The organism is Seonamhaeicola marinus (genome assembly GCF_008085455.1).
Map to the genome: position 1 here is coordinate 502,179 of NZ_VSDQ01000409.1, position 22,011 is coordinate 524,189.

The 22,011-nt window shown below is 33.5% G+C and carries 30 protein-coding genes and 1 pseudogene; 2 read left to right on the forward strand and 29 right to left on the reverse strand.

Translation table 11 applies throughout. The features are described 5' to 3' along the window. Nucleotides 1-59: 59 nt before the first annotated feature. Entirely contained in the window at nt 60-1,838 is a 1,779-nt protein-coding gene (gene argS, locus FUA24_RS07250) for an arginine--tRNA ligase (protein ID WP_148541034.1), read from the reverse strand. A 450-nt stretch (nt 1,839-2,288) separates the two neighbouring features. Between argS and FUA24_RS07255 the strand changes: the two genes are divergently transcribed. Both FUA24_RS07255 and FUA24_RS07260 read left to right on the forward strand, forming a co-directional pair. Continuing rightward, the gene (locus FUA24_RS07255; protein ID WP_148541036.1) at nt 2,289-4,358 is read left to right on the forward strand and encodes a tetratricopeptide repeat-containing sensor histidine kinase; all 2,070 of its coding nucleotides are present in this window, start codon (nt 2,289-2,291) and stop codon (nt 4,356-4,358) included. 13 nt (nt 4,359-4,371) lie between these two features. Continuing rightward, nucleotides 4,372-4,992 carry a chromophore lyase CpcT/CpeT gene (locus FUA24_RS07260; RefSeq protein ID WP_187388202.1) on the forward strand — a complete coding sequence of 207 codons (621 nt, stop codon included), beginning with the start codon at nt 4,372-4,374 and terminating at the stop codon, nt 4,990-4,992. On the opposite strand, the gene ctlX is transcribed toward FUA24_RS07260, so the two are convergent. From ctlX to FUA24_RS07400, 28 genes and pseudogenes are all read right to left on the reverse strand, one after another. Further along, nucleotides 4,993-5,928, reverse strand: a complete 936-nt coding sequence (ctlX, locus tag FUA24_RS07265) for a citrulline utilization hydrolase CtlX (RefSeq protein WP_148541040.1) — start codon at nt 5,926-5,928, stop codon at nt 4,993-4,995. It lies immediately after the preceding gene. 2 nt (nt 5,929-5,930) lie between these two features. Continuing rightward, nucleotides 5,931-6,842: a dimethylarginine dimethylaminohydrolase family protein gene (locus FUA24_RS07270; protein WP_148541042.1), complete on the reverse strand. Its 912-nt coding sequence runs from the start codon at nt 6,840-6,842 to the stop codon at nt 5,931-5,933. A gap of 135 nt (nt 6,843-6,977) precedes the next feature. Next, a complete protein-coding gene (locus tag FUA24_RS07275) occupies nt 6,978-8,264 on the reverse strand; it encodes a citrate synthase (protein ID WP_148541044.1) in 1,287 nt (428 codons plus the stop codon). Nucleotides 8,265-8,442: 178 nt separating this feature from the next. Beyond that, complete coding sequence (gene eno / locus FUA24_RS07280; RefSeq protein ID WP_148541046.1) at nt 8,443-9,735, reverse strand: phosphopyruvate hydratase; 1,293 nt, start codon at nt 9,733-9,735, stop codon at nt 8,443-8,445. 157 nt (nt 9,736-9,892) lie between these two features. Then, nucleotides 9,893-10,999: a glutamine-hydrolyzing carbamoyl-phosphate synthase small subunit gene (gene carA, locus FUA24_RS07285; protein ID WP_148541048.1), complete on the reverse strand. Its 1,107-nt coding sequence runs from the start codon at nt 10,997-10,999 to the stop codon at nt 9,893-9,895. A 176-nt stretch (nt 11,000-11,175) separates the two neighbouring features. Continuing rightward, nucleotides 11,176-11,649 (reverse strand): 50S ribosomal protein L17, encoded by a 474-nt coding sequence (rplQ, locus tag FUA24_RS07290; protein ID WP_148541050.1) that lies wholly within the window; start codon nt 11,647-11,649, stop codon nt 11,176-11,178. Between the two features lie 75 nt (nt 11,650-11,724). Continuing rightward, on the reverse strand, nt 11,725-12,717 hold the full coding sequence (locus FUA24_RS07295; protein ID WP_148541052.1) for a DNA-directed RNA polymerase subunit alpha: 993 nt from the start codon (nt 12,715-12,717) through the stop codon (nt 11,725-11,727). Nucleotides 12,718-12,817: 100 nt separating this feature from the next. Beyond that, the gene (rpsD, locus tag FUA24_RS07300) at nt 12,818-13,423 is read right to left on the reverse strand and encodes a 30S ribosomal protein S4 (protein WP_148541054.1); all 606 of its coding nucleotides are present in this window, start codon (nt 13,421-13,423) and stop codon (nt 12,818-12,820) included. A 184-nt stretch (nt 13,424-13,607) separates the two neighbouring features. Further along, on the reverse strand, nt 13,608-13,991 hold the full coding sequence (gene rpsK, locus FUA24_RS07305) for a 30S ribosomal protein S11 (RefSeq protein WP_148541056.1): 384 nt from the start codon (nt 13,989-13,991) through the stop codon (nt 13,608-13,610). Between the two features lie 6 nt (nt 13,992-13,997). Continuing rightward, complete coding sequence (rpsM, locus tag FUA24_RS07310; protein WP_148541059.1) at nt 13,998-14,366, reverse strand: 30S ribosomal protein S13; 369 nt, start codon at nt 14,364-14,366, stop codon at nt 13,998-14,000. Nucleotides 14,367-14,467: 101 nt separating this feature from the next. Further along, nucleotides 14,468-14,584, reverse strand: a complete 117-nt coding sequence (ykgO, locus tag FUA24_RS07315) for a type B 50S ribosomal protein L36 (RefSeq protein ID WP_013305171.1) — start codon at nt 14,582-14,584, stop codon at nt 14,468-14,470. Nucleotides 14,585-14,588: 4 nt separating this feature from the next. After that, on the reverse strand, nt 14,589-14,804 hold the full coding sequence (gene infA, locus FUA24_RS07320; RefSeq protein WP_007094967.1) for a translation initiation factor IF-1: 216 nt from the start codon (nt 14,802-14,804) through the stop codon (nt 14,589-14,591). Nucleotides 14,805-14,814: 10 nt separating this feature from the next. Continuing rightward, nucleotides 14,815-16,167, reverse strand: coding sequence for a preprotein translocase subunit SecY (gene secY / locus FUA24_RS07325; RefSeq protein WP_148541061.1), 1,353 nt, complete (start codon nt 16,165-16,167; stop codon nt 14,815-14,817). A gap of 15 nt (nt 16,168-16,182) precedes the next feature. Next, nucleotides 16,183-16,635: a 50S ribosomal protein L15 gene (gene rplO / locus FUA24_RS07330; protein ID WP_148541063.1), complete on the reverse strand. Its 453-nt coding sequence runs from the start codon at nt 16,633-16,635 to the stop codon at nt 16,183-16,185. A gap of 17 nt (nt 16,636-16,652) precedes the next feature. After that, nucleotides 16,653-16,832, reverse strand: coding sequence for a 50S ribosomal protein L30 (rpmD, locus tag FUA24_RS07335; RefSeq protein WP_147135356.1), 180 nt, complete (start codon nt 16,830-16,832; stop codon nt 16,653-16,655). 13 nt (nt 16,833-16,845) lie between these two features. Beyond that, nucleotides 16,846-17,370 (reverse strand): 30S ribosomal protein S5, encoded by a 525-nt coding sequence (gene rpsE, locus FUA24_RS07340; RefSeq protein WP_116038977.1) that lies wholly within the window; start codon nt 17,368-17,370, stop codon nt 16,846-16,848. A gap of 6 nt (nt 17,371-17,376) precedes the next feature. Beyond that, nucleotides 17,377-17,733 (reverse strand): 50S ribosomal protein L18, encoded by a 357-nt coding sequence (rplR, locus tag FUA24_RS07345; RefSeq protein WP_148541065.1) that lies wholly within the window; start codon nt 17,731-17,733, stop codon nt 17,377-17,379. Between the two features lie 10 nt (nt 17,734-17,743). Further along, nucleotides 17,744-18,286, reverse strand: coding sequence for a 50S ribosomal protein L6 (rplF, locus tag FUA24_RS07350; protein ID WP_148541066.1), 543 nt, complete (start codon nt 18,284-18,286; stop codon nt 17,744-17,746). A gap of 19 nt (nt 18,287-18,305) precedes the next feature. After that, entirely contained in the window at nt 18,306-18,704 is a 399-nt protein-coding gene (gene rpsH, locus FUA24_RS07355; protein WP_148541068.1) for a 30S ribosomal protein S8, read from the reverse strand. A gap of 70 nt (nt 18,705-18,774) precedes the next feature. After that, complete coding sequence (gene rpsN, locus FUA24_RS07360; protein WP_115463222.1) at nt 18,775-19,044, reverse strand: 30S ribosomal protein S14; 270 nt, start codon at nt 19,042-19,044, stop codon at nt 18,775-18,777. A 3-nt stretch (nt 19,045-19,047) separates the two neighbouring features. Continuing rightward, nucleotides 19,048-19,599: a 50S ribosomal protein L5 gene (gene rplE / locus FUA24_RS07365; protein ID WP_148541070.1), complete on the reverse strand. Its 552-nt coding sequence runs from the start codon at nt 19,597-19,599 to the stop codon at nt 19,048-19,050. A gap of 2 nt (nt 19,600-19,601) precedes the next feature. Continuing rightward, a complete protein-coding gene (rplX, locus tag FUA24_RS07370; RefSeq protein WP_148541072.1) occupies nt 19,602-19,913 on the reverse strand; it encodes a 50S ribosomal protein L24 in 312 nt (103 codons plus the stop codon). Nucleotides 19,914-19,925: 12 nt separating this feature from the next. Then, nucleotides 19,926-20,294, reverse strand: coding sequence for a 50S ribosomal protein L14 (gene rplN / locus FUA24_RS07375; RefSeq protein WP_148541074.1), 369 nt, complete (start codon nt 20,292-20,294; stop codon nt 19,926-19,928). 2 nt (nt 20,295-20,296) lie between these two features. Continuing rightward, the gene (gene rpsQ, locus FUA24_RS07380; protein WP_044626931.1) at nt 20,297-20,554 is read right to left on the reverse strand and encodes a 30S ribosomal protein S17; all 258 of its coding nucleotides are present in this window, start codon (nt 20,552-20,554) and stop codon (nt 20,297-20,299) included. A gap of 12 nt (nt 20,555-20,566) precedes the next feature. Beyond that, a complete protein-coding gene (gene rpmC / locus FUA24_RS07385; protein ID WP_148541076.1) occupies nt 20,567-20,758 on the reverse strand; it encodes a 50S ribosomal protein L29 in 192 nt (63 codons plus the stop codon). Between the two features lie 12 nt (nt 20,759-20,770). Then, a complete protein-coding gene (rplP, locus tag FUA24_RS07390) occupies nt 20,771-21,190 on the reverse strand; it encodes a 50S ribosomal protein L16 (protein WP_148541078.1) in 420 nt (139 codons plus the stop codon). A 19-nt stretch (nt 21,191-21,209) separates the two neighbouring features. Beyond that, entirely contained in the window at nt 21,210-21,923 is a 714-nt protein-coding gene (gene rpsC, locus FUA24_RS07395) for a 30S ribosomal protein S3 (RefSeq protein ID WP_148541080.1), read from the reverse strand. A gap of 7 nt (nt 21,924-21,930) precedes the next feature. Further along, nucleotides 21,931-22,011, reverse strand: a pseudogene (locus tag FUA24_RS07400) (50S ribosomal protein L22); the annotation flags it as partial.

Consider the following 22,011-nt stretch of genomic DNA (forward strand, 5'->3'; position numbering starts at 1 on the left):
AAAAAAAACCAGAGAAAATGTATTCTCTGGTTTTTTTTGTTTTCTTATAACTTATTCAATTACATTCTTTCTGGAACATTAATGCCTAAAAGACCAAAAGCATTCTTAATGGTATTTGCTACCAATTTAGATAACTGAACTCTAAATATCTTTTCGTTTTCGTTATCTGCACCTAAAATTGAAACATTCTGATAGAACGAATTAAACTCCTTTACCAAATCATAAGTGTAATTAGCAATTAATGCTGGACTATGATTTGATGCAGCATTTTGAATCACCTCTGGAAATAATTCCAACTGTTTTAGAAGTTCTTTCTCTTTGGTATGTAATTGAATACCATTTATCTCTATAGATAAATCAAAATTTGATTTTCTCAATATAGACTGTACTCTTGCATAAGCCATTTGAATAAACGGACCAGAATTCCCCTGAAAGTCAATTGACTCTTTTGGATCAAATAAAATTCGTTTTTTAGGATCTACTTTTAGGATGTAGTATTTCAACGCTCCAAGACCAATGGTTTTATAAAGATCTTTTTTCTCTTCTTCAGAATAACCATCAAGTTTACCTAGTTCCTTAGAGATTTCTTCAGCTGTAGAAGCCATTTCATCTATTAAATCATCGGCATCAACAACAGTACCTTCTCTACTTTTCATTTTTCCACTAGGTAAATCTACCATACCATAACTTAAATGGTAAAGATTTTTAGCCCAATCAAATCCAAGTTTTTTCAATATTAGAAACAGTACTTGAAAGTGATAATCTTGTTCATTCCCAACCGTGTATACCATACCACCAACATCAGGAAAGTCTTTAATACGTTGAATTGCCGTACCAATATCTTGCGTCATGTACACAGCGGTACCATCGGCACGTTGTACAATCTTTTTATCTAATCCTTCTTCGGTTAAATCGCACCAAACAGAACCATCATCTTCTTTATGAAACACTCCAGAGCTTAAGCCCTCTGCAACAAATTCTTTGCCTAATAAATATGTGTTACTCTCATAATACAAAGTATCAAAATCAACACCTAAATTTTTATAGGTCTCATTAAAACCATCATAAACCCAACCATTCATAGTTTCCCATAACGCAACCGTTTCCGCATCTCCAGATTCCCATTTACGTAACATTTCTTGAGCTTCTAATAAAAGTGGCGCATTCTTTTTGGCATCATCTTCACTTTGCCCGTCAGTAATTAATCCTGATATTTCTTTCTTATATTCTTGGTCAAATTTCACATAATAATTACCAACTAACTTATCTCCTTTTAAACCGGTACTCTCCGGAGTTTCTCCTTCTCCAAAACGCTTCCAAGCCAACATACTTTTACAAATATGAATCCCTCTATCATTAATAATCTGCGTTTTGTATACTTTCTTTCCACTAGCTTTTAAAATTTCCGAAACACTATATCCCAGTAAATTATTTCTAATATGACCTAGGTGCAATGGCTTATTAGTATTAGGGGAAGAGTATTCTACCATTACCGCCTTATCTTCAGAATTTGGATTTACAAAGCCGTAGTTTTCATCTTGTTTAATTCCATTAAAGAAATTAATGTAATAAGAATCGCTTACTTCAATATTTAAAAAGCCCTTAACGACATTAAAAGCCTTTACATTCTCAACATGCTCTACCAAATATTCGCCAATAATTGTCCCTATCTGCACTGGGTTACCTTTTACAAACCTTAACATTGGAAACACAACCACAGTAATATCTCCAGCAAACTCTTTTCTGGTTGCCTGAAATTCTACAGATTCAATCTCTACATTAAACGATGCCAGAACTGCTTGTTTTACTTGACTTGATAAGGTTTCTTGAAGGTTCATTAACTATAATTTTTAGGAGGCAAAGATAAAACTTTTATTAAAGGAGCGTTATAAAAATAAGCGCTTAAAAAATTATACCTTTTTGAAGCTTGAAATACATCAAATCATTCAAATACAAATAGTTAAAAAAATTCGTCTAAAGTTCATGAAAGTAACGTGCATTTCATCGATAAAAGTGTAGTTTTCCCAAGATTTCTGCCGTTTATCTATTCGTCGATTTTTAGCCTTATTTTTGGACTTCATTTCATCTGATTTATTGGCATTAAAACTTAAAAATTAGATTTTGAAATGTCTTTTTTGAAATTTTGTTTTGTAAAGCTATTAGAAGTTCAGATTTAGTCTGAAGTAAAACAAAAATAAAAAGTTATCACAGTTTAATAAAGTAATCTTACTTTTCCCTCAAAATAAGACACTTTTGTGGTTGTTTTATTGTGGTGTAATTTATAATTTATGAGGAGAATAATTACTTTAATTATGTTACTTTCAATGTGGTTTGGTTTTGGCCAAACTAAAGACATTGATAGTCTTATTATAGAATTAGCTTACCAAAAACAAGACTCCACTAAAGTAGACACCTCTTTAAAACTTATAAAAGCTCTTTTTGACATTAAAGAATATGATAGAGCTTTAAAGCATATTCAACAAAACGAAAAACTTGCCAGTAATATTAGTTACGAAAAAGGAACCGCAGAGATTGCATACTACAAAGCCTTAATTTTTGCAAAAAAAGACGATTATATTAATGCACTTAGCGGTTATAATAGAGCAATAAGTTTATTTAGCCAATTAAATGATACCTTAAACCTTGCCAGAGTTAACAACAGTATAGGCCAAATTGAAATTAAACGCGGTAACTATACAAAAGGTTTAAGATATTCCTTAGCTTCTATAAAAGCTTTAGAAAAGCAAGAGCTATCTCATGACTTAAAAGATGCTTATAGTAATTTGGCCAAAGCATATCTTAATGTAGGAGCAAATAACAAGGCTATTGAGTTTTTTGAAAAAGCACTTAGTGCCCAACAAGTTTTAGGAGATCAATATGGCGTAAATATTTCTAATAGTTACTTAGGAGATTTATATTCCTTAAAAGAAGAACACAAAAAAGCCATTACCTATTATGAAGAGGTTTTGGCAAATGTAAAAAACGACTCTGTTAAAGGCTCTATCTATCCTAAACTTGGTGATGAGTATCTTTTATTTAAAGATTACGAACAAGCTCAAAAGTATTTAGTTGGTGGGTATAATGTTACTTTAAGAAAAAAAGACAACAACTATCTAACGGTGCTTAACAGTTTAGGTGATCTTAATATACAAAAAGAGCGACTGAAAACTGCCGAAAAACAATTGAGTGAAGCTACTGCCCTTGCTAGAAAGCTAGACAACCAAGAACAACTTTTAAAAAACTATAGGTTAAGGAAGGCTCTAGATTCAACGAAAAAAGAATTTGCCCGAGCTTTTGTTTGGCAGCGAAGGTATTATGATTTAAAAAGTAAAATTGAATCTGAACAAACTAAAAATGTATTAGAAACTCAAAAAGCTATTGAAACAACTCCTGAAGAAGTTGAACCAATTGAACCTGTTGTAAAAACAGAAAACGAAAGTCTTAACCCAAAAAGTGTTTATAACACAAGCGATCTGGATAAGTTTAATAAATTTAAGCTTATCTTTTATGGTTTGTTAGCTGCCCTTGCCATTGTTTCAACCTTTTTGGTACTCATATATTTAAAACGAAATAGTAACATTAAATACACCCAAGAGTTAGAAGAAAAAAATCTGAAAATTGAAATGCAAAACAAGGCATTCCAAGAACAGACCAAACATCTTGAAAATGTAAATAATGTAAAAGATAAACTCTTCTCTATTGTATCTCATGATCTTAAAGATTCTCTTTCTTCTATTAATGGCTTTATAGAATTATTAAGGGACGGTGCTTTATCTAGAGAAGAGTTTGATAATTTAATTCCGGAGTTAAGTGAAAATGCTAATAATGCATCTTTACTACTTTTTAATTTACTTAACTGGTCTAAATCTCAAATGCAGTCTCTGGAACCCAAACCTAGTTTATTTGATATACAAGAGGTATTCGAAGATAAGATTAAACTAGTAGAACAGCGTATGGAAAGCAAAGGCATTACCTTAGTAGACCATTCCCTAAGAGACTTTGCTTATGCTGATAGAAGTATGTTCGAAATAGTTGTTCAGAACCTATTGGCAAATGCCATTAAATTTACCAAAAGTGGTGATACCATAACCATATCGAACCATATTAGTAATGGCAGTTGTATTATTAGTATTGCCGATACGGGTATTGGCATATCTAAAGAGAATTTGGAGAAGTTGTTTAAAAACACTTCCTTTACAACAATGGGTACTAGTAATGAAAAAGGTACAGGTTTAGGACTTTCTATTTGTAAAGAATTGGTAGAACTAAATCATGGTAAAATTTGGGTTGAAAGTACAGTTAATGTGGGAAGCACATTCTATGTTCAGTTACCAAAGTCTAGACCTAGCGATTCTTAAAATACGTTTTACTTTGAAAAAATCACTTTTCCTTTTATTGATTGTGACTATAGTTGGTTGCAAACAAAAAGAACAAGCTCCTAAAATTGACACCGAATTAAATGAATTATTTGGTTTGATGCAAGGGTCTTTTAATTCTGAAATTCAAGCCAAAGCAGATTCTACATATTACAATATCTCCTTGCATATGTATCCTATCTGGAAAGATAAAGGAAACTACTTATATGTGGAGCAAGCTTTAAACAGCATGCAGAACAGACCATATAGACAACGTATCTATGAAGTTACAAGGGCATCCGACAGCACTTTTAAATCGGCTATTTATACACTTCCTTCTGATTCTCTTTGGATTGGAAAATGGAAAACACCACTGGCCTTCGTTTCCATTGCTCCCACTTCTATTAAGATAAGAAAAGGCTGCGAAGTAATTTTAAAGCGCCTAGGCGATAACCACTTTAAAGGTTCAACTGGCGAAAGATCTTGTGAAAGCTCTTTACGAGGAGCTAGTTTTGCAACAAGTGAAGTTGAAATCACCTCCGAAAAAGTATTATCCTGGGATCGTGGTTTTGACTCTATTGGCAACCATGTTTGGGGAGCTACCAAAGGGGCTTACATTTTTAACAAATTAAACTAGTTAAGCCTTAGGCAAAAACACTTCGGCCATCATACATCTTGCACTTCCGCCTCCGCAAGCTTCAATGGTGTCTAGAGAACTCGAAATTATTTCACAATGCTTCTCAATTTGTTTAATTTGAGCGGTAGTTAAGCTATCAAAAGCAGCTTGACTCATAACTAAGAATAGCTTATCATGTGTACCTTTTACTTGCAACATATTACCAGCAAAACAGTTCACTTGAGGTTCGGTTATAGCTATAACTTCTTTTCCGCTTTCCTTTAATTGTTTAACAAGGTTTTTACGCTCCTTTTTATCGTCTATAGCGTCAAGACAAACAATAGAAAACGTCTCTGCTACACACATCATTACATTAGTATGATATATGGCTTTACGTGCTCCATTAACCGTTTGGTTGGCTGTAAAAACCACTGGGTCATACTCAAAATCTTCGCAAAATTCTATAAACAGACCCTCATCTGCTCTTGCCGATAAAGCGCAATATGCCTTTCTATTTACTCTATCTAAAATAATACTTCCAGTACCTTCTAAAAACACATCTTCCTCTTCTGCCGAAGTATAATCTACAATATTTTCTATTTTTAAACCTGATGACTCAAGTGTTTCTAAAATATCTTCTCGTCGTTCCTTTCTTCTGTTTTCAGCAAACATCGGATACAGGGCAACCGTACCATCTTCATGAAAAGAAATCCAATTGTTAGGAAAAATTGAATCTGGAGTATCAAAATCATTGTTATCATTAACAACTACTACATTTACACCAAAAGATCTAAGTTTAGAAACATAGTTATCAAACTCTTCTTGTGCCTTTTTATTCACAGAAGCAGGTAACAGGCTATCCATCACCTTTTGGTAATAATTATTTACAGCAGTTTGTTCATTCATCCTAAAATTAATAGGACGCACCATTAAAATTGTGTTTGTTGTTTGTTGCATTTTTAATCTCTAATTAAAGGCATAGTTGTACAACGAAGTAACCCTTCTTGTTTACTAATTTCTGCATAGGGCACTTCTTCAACGGTAAAACCTTGTTCTCTTAACCAGTTATTTAATCTTGTAAAGTTCTTTTCAGAAATTATAACATCCTCCGAAATCGAAAAGACATTACTAAACATATCATACATTTCATCTTTAGTAATCTCAAAAACATTTTCCTTACCAAAGAAATCTACCAACCATTGATACTCGCTTTCCACTAAAAACCCATTTTTATGAATAATAGCTTTATCTTTTCCTATAGGTTGAAAACAACAGTCTAAATGTAAGGCATTCTCTTTTGCATTAGTGTTAGATTTTCTTAGTTCAAAAGACTTTACTGTTTTATTTGGAAATAATGCTTTTATGGCATCTACAGCTGCTTTGTTAGTTCTTGCGGTAATAATATCTGGATAGTCTTCTCCTGTATAGGTACCAATAAAGATATAATCATTCCAAGGCATTACGTCACCACCTTCAACATGGCATTCTTCGGGTAAAATAATTCTTTTAAGCTTATCTATTTTATTCCAAACATACCTAATGGCTTCTATTTCTTTATCCCTATCGGGTAAGATATTAGCTCTAATAATTTTATCTTCAATAACAAAAGCAATATCTCTAGAAAAGATTTGATTACAGTCTCTTAGAACATCTGGTCTGTAAACCGTAACATCATATTTTTTTAAAACTTTGGCAACTTCTTCCATTTCCAAAATCATATCAGACTCCTTGGGGTAAGTTCCAGCTAAAACATGTTCCACACTCTTAGGATCATAACAATCTTCTACTTTCGGAATTGGTCCACAACTTTCTGCTGTTCCCAAAATTACCGCTCTTAATCTAGACGTTTCGTTCTTAATATTTAGTTTCACAAATCGAATTTTAAAAGGGCAAAACTAAGAATAAAAAAAGTGAATTTTATAAAATTCCTAAAAATATGGCTAAAAAACAGAAAAGCTTCATGTAAAATACATGAAGCTTAACAATTTTTTAAAAATAAATATGTTTTATCTTTCAGCGATTGGTTTAAAACTTCTTTCAGTTTCACCAATATAAAGTTGTCTTGGTCTACCAATTGGTTCCTTACGTAAACGCATCTCTCTCCATTGTGCAATCCAACCAGGTAACCTACCAAGGGCAAACATTACAGTAAACATTTCAACTGGAATTCCCATAGCTCTATAAATGATTCCCGAATAGAAATCTACATTAGGATATAACCTTCTATCAATAAAATATTGATCGGTTAATGCTTCTTGTTCTAAACCTTTAGCTATATCTAATATAGGGTCTACAACGCCCAAATCACTTAGCACTTCATCTGCAGCTACCTTAATAATTCTTGCTCTAGGATCAAAGTTCTTGTAAACTCTATGTCCGAATCCCATTAAACGGAATGGATCTGATTTATCCTTAGCCTTAGCCATATATTTTTTGGTATCACCTCCATCAGCTTTAATAGCTTCTAGCATTTCCAATACAGCTTGGTTAGCTCCTCCATGCAATGGTCCCCAAAGCGCTGAGATACCAGCAGAAAGTGAAGCGAATAATCCGGCATGAGACGATCCTACTATTCTAACTGTTGACGTAGAACAGTTTTGCTCATGATCTGCATGTAAGATTAATAATTTATCTAAAGCATCCCTAACCACCTTATTCATTTCATAATCTTCAATAGGTTGTTCAAACATCATTTTCATCATGTTATCTACATACCCTAACTTCTTAGATCCATAATTAAGTGGTAAACCTTTCTTTTTACGCATTACCCAAGCCACAAGAACAGGGAACTGCCCTAATATTCTAACAATGGCATGATACATTTCTTCTTCTGAATCTACATTTACTGAAGAAGGGTGGAATGCAATTAATCCACTAGTTAAAGAAGATAAAACTCCCATTGGGTGAGCATTCTTTGGAAATGCATCTAGAATTCTATGAACATCCTCGTCAACAATTGAATTGTCCATAATATCATCATGGAACTTTGTTAATTGAGCAGCTGTTGGTAATTCTCCAAATATTAATAAATAAGCTACTTCTAAAAAGTCTGCTTTTTCCGCTAATTCTTCAATAGAATATCCTCTATATCTTAAAATACCTTTTTCTCCATCTAAAAAAGTAACCGCACTTTCACAAGACCCTGTGTTCTTGTATCCAGAATCTAGAGTAATGTAACCACCTGTAGCACCTCTAAGACTCTTAACATCTATTGCAATTTCTTTCTCTGATCCTTCTATTAAAGGAAACTCATATTTTTTACCTTCTATTTCTAAGGTTGCGGTTTTTGCCATAAGTTTACGTAATTTTATTTTGTTTAAGCGGAGCGCTAATTTACAAAATATATAAGGATTTTTAAAGCACTACAACCATTGGTTTACCAAATTGAAATATTGATAAAATTGATAGCAAAAAAAAGCGATTATTTAAAAATAATCGCTTTTTAAGTATTAAAAATAAAACTAAGTAATACTACTTAATTTTAAATGCTTTTTCTTTTGGAAAATAAGCCACATCGGCAAGCTCTTCTTCAATTCTTAATAATTGATTGTACTTAGCCATACGGTCAGATCTTGAAGCTGAACCAGTTTTAATTTGACCACAGTTTAAAGCAACCGCTAAATCTGCAATAGTATTATCTTCTGTCTCACCAGATCTGTGCGACATTACCGAAGTATAACCAGCATTTTTAGCCATATTTACCGCTGCAATAGTCTCAGTTAAAGATCCAATTTGATTTACCTTAATTAATATTGAGTTTGCAATACCATTCTCAATACCTCTAGATAAACGCTCTACGTTAGTTACGAATAAGTCATCACCTACCAACTGTACTTTATCACCAACTTTATCTGTTAAAGACTTCCATCCATCCCAATCGTTTTCATCCATACCATCTTCTATAGAAATGATTGGATATTTTTCACATAATTCAGCTAAGTAAGTAGCTTGTTCTTCTGATGTTCTTACCACACCTTTATCTCCTTCGAACTTAGTGTAATCGTATTTACCATCAACATAGAACTCGGCAGAAGCACAATCCAAAGCAATCATTATTTCGTCACCAAATTTGTAACCTGCATTTTCAACAGCTTTAGCAATAGTATCTAAAGCGTCTTCTGTACCACCTGCTAAGTTTGGCGCAAAACCACCTTCATCTCCTACAGCAGTACTTAAATCTCTATCGTGTAATACTTTCTTTAAATGGTGAAAAATCTCTGTACCCATTTGCATTGCATGTGTAAAAGTTTCAGCTTTTACAGGCATAATCATAAACTCTTGAAATGCAATTGGTGCGTCACTATGAGATCCTCCATTAATGATATTCATCATTGGTACTGGAAGTGTGTTAGCAGAAACACCTCCTACATAACGATATAATGGTAACCCTAATTCGGCTGCCGCTGCTTTAGCTACTGCTAAAGACACTCCTAAAATGGCATTAGCTCCTAATTTAGATTTGTTTGGTGTACCATCTAAATCAATCATTAATTGATCGATTAAGTTTTGTTCAAAAACAGAAACTCCTAAAAGCTCCTCAGCTATAACAGTATTTACATTTTCAACAGCTTTAGAAACACCTTTACCCATAAATTTATCTCCACCATCTCTTAGCTCTACCGCTTCGTGCTCTCCTGTTGAAGCTCCTGAAGGAACAGCAGCTCTACCTAAAACATTATTCTCTGTAACAACGTCTACCTCTACAGTTGGATTCCCTCTAGAATCTAGAATCTGTCTAGCATGAATATTAATAATTGAACTCATAACTTAGTTTATTTTTACTTTAATTTTATACTTCAAATTTAGTGTTAAATCTTCTCTTTTTTTAGATGTTTTTCAATAATCTATGAAATTGACACCTATAACGTTTTAGTAAAATATAAGCCTTAAAAAAACTAAATTTTAAAAGGCTTATAAGTAATTATTTCTTTTTGATATTCTCTACAAATTGATCGAACAAATAAGAGGAATCGTGTGGTCCAGGACTAGCCTCTGGGTGATACTGCACAGAAAATACATTTTTGTTTTTCATTGCTAATCCAGCAACTGTATCGTCATTTAAGTGCACATGTGTTATTTCCAAATCACCGTTGGCTTCTGCTTCTTCCCTATTTACAGCAAAACCATGATTTTGTGATGTAATTTCTCCTTTACCCGTTTTAAGATTCTTTACAGGATGATTAATCCCTCTATGCCCATTATGCATTTTGTATGTAGAAACACCATTTGCTATTGCAATAACTTGGTGACCTAAACAAATTCCAAATAATGGTAAATCTCTTTTAATGATTTCCTTGGCAACTGCTTGCGCCTCTACCAATGGTTCTGGATCTCCAGGTCCATTAGATAAGAAGTAACCGTCTGGATTGAAAGCCTCTAAATCCTCAAATTTAGAATCATACGGAAATACCTTAATATAAACATCTCTTTGTGCAATGTTTCTTAAAATGTTTTTCTTAATTCCAATATCTAGAGCAGACACCTTGTACGTAGCATTTTCATCTCCAAAATAATATGGTTCCTTAGTTGATACTTTTGAAGCTAATTCCAATCCTTCCATACTAGGTACATCAGCTAGTTGCTTTTTAAGGCCTTCTATATTATCAACCTCCGTACTAATAACAGCATTCATAGCTCCATTTTCTCTAATGTAGCTTACCAATGCTCTAGTATCTACATCAGAGATGGCTAATAAATTGTTCTTATCTAAAAAGTCTTCTAAAGATTCATCCGCTGCTGCACGAGAATAATCGTAACTAAAGTTTTTAACTATTAAACCAGCAATTTTAATAGAATCTGATTCTACTTCATCTGCATTAGTACCATAGTTACCAATGTGCGCATTTGTAGCCACCATTAATTGACCAAAATAGGAAGGGTCTGTAAATATTTCCTGGTAGCCAGTCATACCTGTATTAAAACACACTTCACCAAATGCAGTTCCTTGCTTGTTTCCTACTGCTTTTCCGTAAAAAATCGTGCCGTCTGCTAAAAGAACTACGGCATCTTGTTTTTTCTGATACTTCATTTATTTGCTATTATGTTAAGCGTTAGCCATTTTTATAGTCTTCTCGATTAATTTCGATGCTTAACTACTTAAATACTAACTCCACGGGTAACGCTTAAAAAAGTTTTACAAAAATTCAAAAAAAAAGGATAAACTAAAAATAGTTTATCCTTAATATATTAAATGCTTATTAACATTTATTCCTCTTCTTCGTTAGATGCTGTTTCAACTACAGGAGCAGCGGCTGGTTTACTACCACCTCTTCTACTTCTTCTTGTAGTTTTCTTCTTAGGCTTATCTGCGTTGTAAATTTCGTTGTAATCTACAAGCTCTATCATAGCCATATCAGCGTTATCACCTAAACGGTTTCCTAACTTAATGATTCTTGTGTAACCACCTGGTCTGTCACCAACTTTTACAGCAACATCTCTAAATAATTCAGTTACTGCATCCTTCTGTCTTAATTTAGCAAAAACAAGACGTCTGTTATGCGTTGTATCTTCTTTAGATTTAGTTACTAATGGCTCTACGAACTTCTTTAAAGCTTTTGCCTTAGCAACAGTAGTGTTAATACGTTTGTGCTCTATTAAAGAACAAGCCATATTAGCTAACATTGCCTTTCTGTGAGCAGTTTTTCTACCTAAATGGTTGATTTTTTTTCCGTGTCTCATGACATTTGTTTTATCATCTTGCTACCAAACCACACTACTGTGGGAGCAAAATATGATTAATAATTATGACTAAAATTAGTCTTTGTCTAATTTATATTTGCTTAAATCCATTCCGAAGTTTAAACCTTTAACGTTTACAAGCTCTTCTAGCTCAGTTAAAGACTTCTTACCGAAGTTTCTGAATTTCATTAAGTCATTTTTATTGAACGATACTAAGTCTCCTAAAGTATCTACTTCTGCAGCTTTTAAACAGTTAAGAGCACGAACAGATAAGTCCATATCAATTAACTTAGTTTTTAATAACTGACGCATGTGTAATGATTCCTCATCATATGTTTCAGTTTGTGCAATTTCATCAGCCTCTAATGTTATTCTCTCATCAGAGAATAACATGAAGTGGTGAATTAATGTTTTAGCACCTTCTGTTAAAGCATCCTGTGGCGTAATAGATCCATCTGTGATGATTTCAAAAACTAATTTTTCGTAGTCAGTCTTTTGTTCAACACGATAGTTTTCAATACTATACTTAACATTTTTAATTGGTGTATAAACAGAATCAGTAAAGATAGTTCCTACTGGTGCAGCAGCTTTTTTATTTTCTTCTGCAGGCACGTAACCTCTACCTTTTTCTATTGTAATTTCCATGTTAAGATTTACTTTAGGATCTAAGTTACAGATTACTAATTCTGTATTTAACACTTGGAATCCAGAAATAAACTTTTGGAAATCACCAGCTGTAATTCTTTCTTGTCCAGAAATAGAAATTGAAACAGATTCGTTATCTATATCATCAATCTGTCTTTTAAAACGAATTTGTTTTAAGTTAAGAATGATTTCTGTAACATCTTCTACGACACCAGCTATAGCTGAAAACTCATGATCTACACCTTCAATTCTAACTGAAGTGATAGCAAAACCTTCTAAAGAAGATAATAATACTCTTCTTAGTGCATTACCAACTGTTAATCCATAACCAGGTTCTAAAGGACGAAATTCGAATTTCCCTTCAAAATCTGTTGAATCAATCATGATTACTTTGTCGGGCTTCTGAAAATTAAATACTGCCATATGTTTGTTTCTTCGTTTTAATTGTTATTTAGTTGCGCGGTTTATAAGTTTGAAGAAGTACAAATAAACCCTTTGGCCAAATACCAATGTTGTTAATTTATTATTTAGAGTATAACTCGACGATGAATTGCTCGTTGATGTTCTCTGGAATTTGAATTCTTGCAGGAACTGATACATAAGTTCCTTCTTTAGTATCATTATTCCAAGTAATCCATTCGTATACATTTGATGAATTAGCTAAAGAATTTTGAATAACCTCTAAAGACTTAGATTTTTCTCTTACAGCTACAACATCTCCAGCTTTTAATTGGTACGAAGGAATATTTACTAAGTTACCATTAACTGTAATGTGTCTATGAGATACTAATTGTCTAGCACCACTTCTTGAAGGAGAAATTCCCATACGGTACACAACGTTATCTAATCTAGACTCACATAATTGTAAAAGCACTTCACCAGTAATTCCTTGTGCAGCTCTTGCTTTTTTAAATAAGCCTCTAAATTGACGCTCTAAAACACCGTAAGTGTATTTTGCTTTTTGCTTTTCTGCTAATTGGATAGCGTACTCAGATTTTTTACCACGTCTTCTGTTGTTTCCGTGTTGACCTGGAGGATAATTTCTTTTTTCGAAAGATTTATCTTCTCCGAAAATAGCTTCACCAAATTTTCTAGCTATTTTAGTTTTAGGACCAGTATATCTTGCCATTTCTAATTGTTTTTAAGAGGAGTTATGAATTAAGGTCTTAATCTTATCCTTCGATAACTCTGTTACCTCTTGTTGATACTTGTTATTTTATTTTTAAAAGTCTGCAAATATATGCAAAAAATTAATACCATCTGATTAACAGATGATATTAATTTTATATTCTAATAATCACAATAATAGGTGATTATACTCTTCTACGTTTTGGAGGTCTACATCCATTATGTGGTAATGGAGTAACATCAATAATTTCTGTTACCTCTATACCAGCATTGTGAATAGAACGAATAGCAGATTCTCTACCGTTTCCAGGACCTTTAACATAAACCTTTACCTTTTTCAATCCAGCTTCTTGAGCCACAGATGCAGCATCTTCAGCAGCTAATTGAGCAGCGTAAGGTGTGTTTTTCTTAGATCCTCTAAATCCCATCTTACCAGCAGAAGACCATGAAATAACATCTCCTTTTTTGTTGGTAAGTGAAATAATGATATTATTGAAAGAAGCAGTAACATGAGCTTCTCCAACAGACTCAACGATAACTTTACGTTTTTTAGTACTTGTCTTTGCCATGATTTATTATGCTTTTTTCTTGTTTGCTACAGTTTTTCTTCTTCCTTTTCTCGTTCTAGAGTTGTTCTTAGTACGCTGACCTCTTAATGGTAAACCAGCTCTGTGACGAATACCTCTTTGGCATCCTATATCCATTAAACGTTTAATGTTTAATTGAGTTTCAGAACGTAATTCACCTTCAATAGTATAAGCTCCAATAGCTTCACGAATACCACTGATTTGGTCGTCATTCCAATCTTGAACTTTTATGTTCTCATCAACTTTAGCTGTTGCTAAAATTTCTTGAGCTCTACTTTTACCTACTCCGTAGATATAAGTTAAAGAGATTACTCCTCTTTTGTTTTTAGGTATGTCTACACCTGCAATTCTTGCCATATTGTTTTTAGTTTCTAGTTGTTAGCTTTTAGTTGTTAGAATCCTAAACCTTTCGATTTCGAACAGATTCATCTAACGTCTAAAAAACTAATGACTCTTTTTTAACCTTGTCTTTGTTTAAACCTAGGATTCTTTTTGTTAATTACATAAAGTCTCCCTTTTCTACGCACTATTTTACAATCTGCGCTTCTTTTTTTAACTGATGCTCTTACTTTCATCTTGTTAGTATCTATAAGTTATACGAGCCTTAGTTAAATCGTAAGGACTCATTTCTAATTTTACTTTATCTCCTGGTAACAATTTAATGTAGTGCATACGCATTTTTCCAGAAATATGAGCAGTCACAATGTGACCATTTTCTAACTCAACACGAAACATAGCATTAGATAATGCTTCTATGATTGTTCCGTCTTGTTCTATTGCTGCTTGTTTTGCCATAGTATATATATTAAGCGCTAGCTTTTCTATTTTTACCCGTTTTCATCAAGCCATCATAATGTCTATTTAACAAGTATGAATTTACTTGTTGCATAGTATCAATTGCAACTCCTACCATAATTAGTAATGATGTTCCTCCAAAAAATAATGCCCAACCTGATTGTACATCCATCAACTTAACTATAAATGCTGGGAAAACAGCAATAAGAGCTAAGAACACAGAACCTGGCAATGTAATTTGAGACATTATTTTATCTAAATACTCACCTGTTTCAGAACCTGGACGAATACCAGGAATAAATCCTCCACTACGTTTTAAATCGTCCGCCATTTTGTTCGTTGGTACAGTAATAGCTGTATAGAAATACGTAAATATTATAATCAATAAAGCGAATACTAAATTGTACCAAAAACCGAATATTGAACCAGGACCAAAATTAGTTTGTAACCAAGCACCAACTACTGTCTCTTTCATAACAGAAGAGCCTCCTACCAATCCTGGAACAAACATAATTGCTTGTGCGAAGATAATTGGCATTACCCCAGAAGCGTTAAGCTTTAAAGGAATGTATTGTCTAGATCCACCAGCAGCAGCTTTTTCATAACCACCAGAAGCAGTTCTTCTTGCGTATTGTACTTGTATTTTTCTAACACCCATTACTAACATAATAGACGCTAAAATAATTACGAACCATATTACTAATTCAAAAAGAATCAACATTACATTATTACCATCCATTCTAGTTACAGCATTTTGTACAAATGCTTGAGGTAATGTAGCAATAATACCCACCATAATTAATAGAGAGATACCATTACCAATACCTTTATCAGTAATTTTCTCACCTAACCACATCGCAAAGATACATCCAGTAACTAAGATACTTATAGATGAAAAATAGAATAAAGGCCCTGTACCTAGCAAGAATGCCGTTGTTGGTACTCCTAAACTTGGTAAACTAGCTAAATAAGCAGGCGATTGGAATAAACAAATAGCAATTGTTAACCAACGTGTTATTTGTGTTATCTTCTTTTGCCCACTAGCACCTTCTTTTTGAAGCTTTTGCAAATAAGGTATTGCAATACCCATTAATTGTACAACAATAGAAGCAGAAATGTATGGCATAATACCTAATGCAAAAACAGATGCTTTAGCTAAAGCCCCACCTGTAAAAGCATTTAATAAACCACCTAAACCACCACTTAAGTTGTTAGATAGTCCTGTTAATTGGGCCGCATCAATACCTGGTAAGGTAACTTGAGCACCAAAACGATAAACTAATAACAGACCAAGTGTTACCACTATTCTGTTTCTTAGTTCTTCAATTTTCCAAACATTCTTTATTGATTCTATAAACTTCATACTTTTAATAAGGTCTTATAATGTTACAGCTTCTCCTCCAGCAGCTTCGATAGCAGCTTTTGCTGATGCAGTAAACTTATGTGCTGATACTTTTAATTTAGCTTTTAATTCTCCTCTACCTAAAATTTTAACTAGATCATTTTTACCAGCTAATCTGTTAGATAAAATTACTTCTAAATCTACAGTATCTTTGATTTTCTTATCATCAACTAACTGTTGTAAAGTATCTAAGTTGATTCCTTGATACTCAACACGGTTTATATTCTTAAAACCAAATTTAGGAACACGTCTTTGAAGCGGCATTTGACCACCTTCAAATCCTAATTTCTTAGAGTATCCAGAACGCGACTTAGCTCCTTTGTGACCACGTGTAGCAGTACCACCTTTTCCAGAACCTTGTCCTCTACCAACTCTTTTCCCTTGGTTTTTTACTGAACCTTGTGCAGGTTTTAAATTACTTAAATTCATTTTCAGTATTGTATTATTTAAGCTTCTTCAACAGAAACTAAATGTGAAACTTTAGCAATCATTCCAAGAATATTTGGTGTTGCTTCGTGTTCTTTAACTTGTCCAATCCTTTTAAGACCTAGAGCTTCTAAAGTTCTTTTTTGTCTTTGCGTACGATTGATAGCGCTTTTAACCTTTGTTACTTTAATTTTTCCCATGATTGATCTAAAATTAAGCGTTAAAAACTTTTTCAAGTGAAATACCTCTATCCTTAGCAATAGTGTTAGCATCTCTTAATTGTAATAAAGCATCAAAAGTTGCTTTTACTACGTTATGAGGGTTAGAAGAACCTTGAGATTTTGATAATACATCATGTACACCAACAGCCTCTAAAACAGTTCTTACAGCACCACCTGCAATTACACCGGTACCAGGAGCAGCTGGAATAATGTTTACTCTAGCTCCACCGTATTTTCCTTTTTGCTCATGTGGTAATGTTCCTTTTCTAATTGGAATACGAACAAGGTTTTTCTTTGCATCTTCTACTGCTTTTGCAATTGCACTAGCAACATCTTTAGATTTACCTAAACCTTGACCAACAACTCCAGCTTCATCACCAACCACAACAATTGCTGAGAAACCAAAAGCTCTACCACCTTTAGTTACTTTAGTAACTCTTTGCACACCAACTAAACGATCTTTAAGATCTAATCCACCTGGCTTTACTAATTCTGCGCTTTTATAATTTTGATACATAATTTCTTAAAATTTTAATCCAGCTTCTCTAGCACCTTCAGCTAATGATTTAACTCTACCGTGATATAAATATCCTCCTCTATCAAAAGCAATAGTCTCAATTCCAGCTTTAATTGCTTTTTCAGCAACCGCTTTACCTACTAATTTAGCAGCTTCAGACTTGTTTACTTTTGCAGTATCAATATCTTTATCTCTAGAAGATGCAGCGCTAATAGTTTTACCAGAAACGTCATCTATAATTTGAGCGTAAATTTCTTTATTACTTCTAAAAACAGTTAATCTTGGTCTAGCTTCTGTTCCAGAAACCACTTTACGAATTCTGTTTTTAATTCTTTGTCTTCTTTGTTCTTTTGTCAATGCCATAACTTAATTATTAAGCTGATTTACCTGCTTTTCTTCTAATTTCTTCACCAACAAACTTGATACCTTTACCTTTGTAAGGCTCTGGTTTTCTGAAACCACGAATCTTTGCAGCTACTTGACCTACAAGTTGTTTATCATGAGAAGTTAACTTTACGATTGGGTTTTTACCTTTTTCACTAATAGTTTCAACCTTAACTTCAGGAGCTAAGTTTAAAATGATATTATGTGAAAAACCTAAAGCTAAATCAAGTTTTTGACCTTGATTACTTGCTCTATAACCAACACCAACAAGTTCTAATTCTTTAGTGAATCCTTTAGAAACACCTTCAATCATATTATTGATTAAAGCCCTGTAAAGACCATGCTTAGCCTTATGAGCTTTAGCTTCAGAAGAACGAGAAACAGCAACGTTTCCATCTTCAACTTTAATATCAACAGTATCGAACTCTTGTGTTAACTCTCCTAATTTACCTTTTACAGTAATTACGTTATCTTTTACTTCTACAGTAACTCCATCTGGAATTGCAACTGGACTATTTCCTACTCTACTCATTTCTTTCTTCCTTTAGATATTAGTAAACGTAACATAATACTTCTCCACCTACATTATCTCTCTTGGCTTGCTTACCAGTCATTACTCCGTGAGAAGTAGAAACAATAGCAATACCAAGACCGTTAAGAATTCTAGGTAGTTCTTTAGCACCAGCATACTTACGTAAACCTGGTTTACTTATTCTTTGAATCTTCTTAATTACAGGTTCCTTAGTTTCGCTATTGTATTTAAGAGCGATTTTAATTGTACCTTGAGTAGTAGAATCATCAAATTTATAACTTAAAATATATCCTTGTTCGAATAATATCTTAGTTATGTCTTTCTTTAAATTAGAAGCAGGAATCTCTACCACTCTGTGGTTAGCACGCACTGCATTTCTAATTCTTGTCAAATAATCCGCAATTGGATCTGTGTACATAATTAATTGATTTGTGATTTTGGTTTTCGATGTTGGTTACCGAACCTTAAATCTGATTATTTAAATAATATTACCAACTAGCTTTTTTAACACCAGGAATAAGACCTTGATTAGCCATTTCTCTAAACGTTACACGAGAAATTCCAAATTGTCTCATGTATCCTTTAGGTCTTCCTGTTAATTTACATCTATTATGCATACGAATAGGGGAAGCATTTTTTGGTAACTTCTGTAATGCTTCATAATCTCCAGCTTCTTTTAAAGCTTTACGTTTAGCTGCATATTTAGCTACTGTCTTTGCTCTCTTTACCTCACGGGCTTTCATTGATTCTTTAGCCATATCTTAATTCTTTTTAAAAGGTAACCCTAGTTCAGTTAATAATGATTTTGCTTCTTTATCTGTATCTGCAGAAGTTACAAATGTAATATCCATACCAGAAATTTTATTCACTTTATCAATGTTTATTTCTGGGAAGATAATTTGCTCAGTAACACCTAAGTTATAATTACCTCTACCATCAAATCCAGTAGCTTTAATTCCGTTAAAATCTCTAACACGAGGTAACGCAGAAGTTACTAATCTATCTAAGAACTCATACATTCTTTCGCCACGTAAAGTAACTTTAGCCCCAATTGGCATTCCTTTACGTAATTTAAAAGAAGCAACGTCCTTTTTAGATAATGTAGCTATAGCCTTTTGCCCTGAAATAGTAGTTAACTCTTCAACAGCGTAGTCAATTAACTTCTTATCTGCAACAGCTGCTCCAACACCTTTAGATATTACTATCTTTTTTAGTTTTGGAACTTGCATTACATTATTGTATCCAAATTCTTCTGTAAGAGCTGCAATTACTCTGCTTTTATACTCTTCTTTTAGTCTTGGTGAATATGCCATAACTATATTACTTCATTAGATTTTACTGAAAATCTCACTTTCTTATCGCCTTCCATTCTATAACCTACTCTAGTTGTTTCTCCATTAGAAGTTAACAATGATAAGTTTGAAATGTGTATTGGCGCTTCTTTCTCTACAATTCCACCTTGAGGGTTTTGTGCACTTGGTTTAGTATGTTTCTTAACCATATTTACACCTTCAACAATGGCTTTGTTCTTATCTATAAATACCTTTTGTACTTTACCTTCAGATCCTTTGTGATCTCCAGCAATAACTTTTACGGTATCTCCTGATTTTATTTTAAGCTTTGTCATCTTAATAATGTATTAAAGCACCTCTGGCGCTAATGATACAATCTTCATGAATTGTTTATCACGAAGTTCTCTTGCAACAGGACCAAATACACGCGTACCTCTCATTTCACCTTGTGGGTTTAATAAAACACATGCGTTATCATCAAATCTAATATAAGATCCATCTGGTCTTCTTACTTCCTTTATAGTACGAACAACAACAGCCGTAGAAACAGCTTTCTTTTTAACGTTTCCGTTAGGAGTAGCGTCCTTTACAGACACAACTACTTTATCTCCAACAGAAGCATATCTTCTTTTTGTTCCACCTAGAACACGGATTACTAAAACTTCTTTAGCACCAGTGTTATCAGCTACTTTTAATCTTGATTCTTGTTGTACCATAATTACTTAGCTCTTTCAATTATTTCAACTAATCTCCAACACTTAGATTTACTTAAGGGTCTAGTTTCCATGATCCTTACAGTATCTCCTTCGTTGCAGTCATTTTTCTCGTCGTGTGCAACGTACTTCTTCGTTTTTAAAACGAATTTTCCATACATAGGGTGTTTTACTTTTTTCACCTCAGAAACCACAATAGATTTCTGCATTTTGTTACTTGTAACAACTCCTATACGTTCTTTTCTTAAATTTCTTGTTTCCATCTTTCAGCAGAATTATTGTAAGTCTCTTTTAGTTAACTCTGTAGCAATTCTAGCCACTGTACGTCTTACTGAACGTAACTGAATTGGATTCTCTAAAGGAGATATTGCATGAGCCAATTTTAGGTCTGAATAACTTTTTTTAGTCTCACTAAGTTTCTCTTGTAACTCAGCTGTAGATAATTCTTTAATTTCTGATTGTTTCATAATCTTAAATTATTATGCTTCGTAATCGCGAGCAATTAAAAACTTAGTTTTTACTGGTAATTTTTGAGCTGCTAAACGTAATGCTTCTTTAGCTATTTCTAAAGGTACACCACCAACTTCAAATAATACACGTCCTGGTTTTACAACAGCTACATATAACTCTACGCCACCTTTACCTTTACCCATACGTACTTCTAAAGGTTTCTTTGTAATAGGCTTGTCTGGAAAAATTTTAATCCATAACTGACCTTCCCTTTTCATGTAACGAGTAGCAGCAATACGAGCAGCTTCTATTTGACGAGCTGTTATAAATGTTGCATCTATAGCTTTTATTCCAAAAGTACCGTTAGAAAGTTGGTGTCCTCTTTGAGAAAGACCTTTCATACGTCCCTTCTGTTGCTTGCGAAATTTTGTTCTTTTAGGCTGTAACATGTTTCTTTACTTTAAAAAATTACTTTCTACGACGTTGGTTTTTGTTTCCACGTCCTCCACCTTTTCCTTGCTTCTTAGATAATCCAACAAGCGGAGAAAGCTCTCTTTTACCATATACTTCACCTTTCATGATCCATACTTTAACACCTAATCTACCGTAAGTAGTATGTGCTTCAACTAAAGCATAGTCAATATCGGCTCTAAAAGTTGATAAAGGAATACGTCCTTCTTTATAGTGCTCAGAACGCGCCATTTCAGCACCGTTTAAACGACCACTAATTTGAATTTTGATTCCCTCAGCATTCATACGCATAGTAGCAGCGATAGCCATTTTGATTGCACGACGGTAAGAAATTCTATTTTCTATTTGTCTAGCAATACTTGATGCTACTAAAAACGCATCTAGTTCAGGTCTTTTAATTTCAAAGATGTTAATCTGAACTTCTTTTCCAGTAATTTTCTTAAGCTCTTCTTTTAACTTGTCTACCTCTTGCCCACCTTTACCGATAATAATACCAGGTCTAGCAGTAGTGATAGTAACGGTTACAAGTTTAAGAGTTCTCTCAATAATTACTCTACTTACACTAGCTTTAGATAAACGCGCGTGAACGTATTTTCTAATCTTATCGTCTTCGGCAAGTTTGTCACCATAATCGTTTCCTCCGTACCAGTTAGATTCCCATCCTCTGATAATTCCTAAGCGATTTCCGATTGGATTTGTTTTTTGTCCCATACTCTTATTAAGCTTGTGTGTTATTGTTAGCTCCTACCACTAATGTAACGTGGTTAGAACGTTTTCTAATTCTGTGTGCACGACCTTG

Excerpts from the sequence above, each read along its gene's own strand:
- argS (WP_148541034.1), bottom strand. The coding sequence starts at position 1,838 with ATGAACCTTCAAGAAACCTTATCAAGTCAAGTAAAACAAGCAGTTCTG.
- FUA24_RS07255 (WP_148541036.1), top strand. The coding sequence starts at position 2,289 with ATGAGGAGAATAATTACTTTAATTATGTTACTTTCAATGTGGTTTGGT.
- ctlX (WP_148541040.1), bottom strand. The coding sequence starts at position 5,928 with ATGCAACAAACAACAAACACAATTTTAATGGTGCGTCCTATTAATTTT.
- FUA24_RS07275 (WP_148541044.1), bottom strand. The coding sequence starts at position 8,264 with ATGGCAAAAACCGCAACCTTAGAAATAGAAGGTAAAAAATATGAGTTT.
- eno (WP_148541046.1), bottom strand. The coding sequence starts at position 9,735 with ATGAGTTCAATTATTAATATTCATGCTAGACAGATTCTAGATTCTAGA.
- carA (WP_148541048.1), bottom strand. The coding sequence starts at position 10,999 with ATGAAGTATCAGAAAAAACAAGATGCCGTAGTTCTTTTAGCAGACGGC.
- rplQ (WP_148541050.1), bottom strand. The coding sequence starts at position 11,649 with ATGAGACACGGAAAAAAAATCAACCATTTAGGTAGAAAAACTGCTCAC.
- FUA24_RS07295 (WP_148541052.1), bottom strand. The coding sequence starts at position 12,717 with ATGGCAGTATTTAATTTTCAGAAGCCCGACAAAGTAATCATGATTGAT.
- rpsD (WP_148541054.1), bottom strand. The coding sequence starts at position 13,423 with ATGGCAAGATATACTGGTCCTAAAACTAAAATAGCTAGAAAATTTGGT.
- rpsK (WP_148541056.1), bottom strand. The coding sequence starts at position 13,991 with ATGGCAAAGACAAGTACTAAAAAACGTAAAGTTATCGTTGAGTCTGTT.
- rpsM (WP_148541059.1), bottom strand. The coding sequence starts at position 14,366 with ATGGCAAGAATTGCAGGTGTAGACATACCTAAAAACAAAAGAGGAGTA.
- ykgO (WP_013305171.1), bottom strand. The coding sequence starts at position 14,584 with ATGAAAGTAAGAGCATCAGTTAAAAAAAGAAGCGCAGATTGTAAAATA.
- infA (WP_007094967.1), bottom strand. The coding sequence starts at position 14,804 with ATGGCAAAACAAGCAGCAATAGAACAAGACGGAACAATCATAGAAGCA.
- secY (WP_148541061.1), bottom strand. The coding sequence starts at position 16,167 with ATGAAGTTTATAGAATCAATAAAGAATGTTTGGAAAATTGAAGAACTA.
- rplO (WP_148541063.1), bottom strand. The coding sequence starts at position 16,635 with ATGAATTTAAGTAATTTAAAACCTGCACAAGGTTCAGTAAAAAACCAA.
- rpmD (WP_147135356.1), bottom strand. The coding sequence starts at position 16,832 with ATGGGAAAAATTAAAGTAACAAAGGTTAAAAGCGCTATCAATCGTACG.
- rpsE (WP_116038977.1), bottom strand. The coding sequence starts at position 17,370 with ATGTATCAAAATTATAAAAGCGCAGAATTAGTAAAGCCAGGTGGATTA.
- rplR (WP_148541065.1), bottom strand. The coding sequence starts at position 17,733 with ATGGCATTGACAAAAGAACAAAGAAGACAAAGAATTAAAAACAGAATT.
- rplF (WP_148541066.1), bottom strand. The coding sequence starts at position 18,286 with ATGAGTAGAGTAGGAAATAGTCCAGTTGCAATTCCAGATGGAGTTACT.
- rpsH (WP_148541068.1), bottom strand. The coding sequence starts at position 18,704 with ATGTACACAGATCCAATTGCGGATTATTTGACAAGAATTAGAAATGCA.
- rpsN (WP_115463222.1), bottom strand. The coding sequence starts at position 19,044 with ATGGCTAAAGAATCAATGAAAGCCCGTGAGGTAAAGAGAGCAAAGACA.
- rplE (WP_148541070.1), bottom strand. The coding sequence starts at position 19,599 with ATGGCATATTCACCAAGACTAAAAGAAGAGTATAAAAGCAGAGTAATT.
- rplX (WP_148541072.1), bottom strand. The coding sequence starts at position 19,913 with ATGACAAAGCTTAAAATAAAATCAGGAGATACCGTAAAAGTTATTGCT.
- rplN (WP_148541074.1), bottom strand. The coding sequence starts at position 20,294 with ATGGTACAACAAGAATCAAGATTAAAAGTAGCTGATAACACTGGTGCT.
- rpsQ (WP_044626931.1), bottom strand. The coding sequence starts at position 20,554 with ATGGAAACAAGAAATTTAAGAAAAGAACGTATAGGAGTTGTTACAAGT.
- rpmC (WP_148541076.1), bottom strand. The coding sequence starts at position 20,758 with ATGAAACAATCAGAAATTAAAGAATTATCTACAGCTGAGTTACAAGAG.
- rplP (WP_148541078.1), bottom strand. The coding sequence starts at position 21,190 with ATGTTACAGCCTAAAAGAACAAAATTTCGCAAGCAACAGAAGGGACGT.
- rpsC (WP_148541080.1), bottom strand. The coding sequence starts at position 21,923 with ATGGGACAAAAAACAAATCCAATCGGAAATCGCTTAGGAATTATCAGA.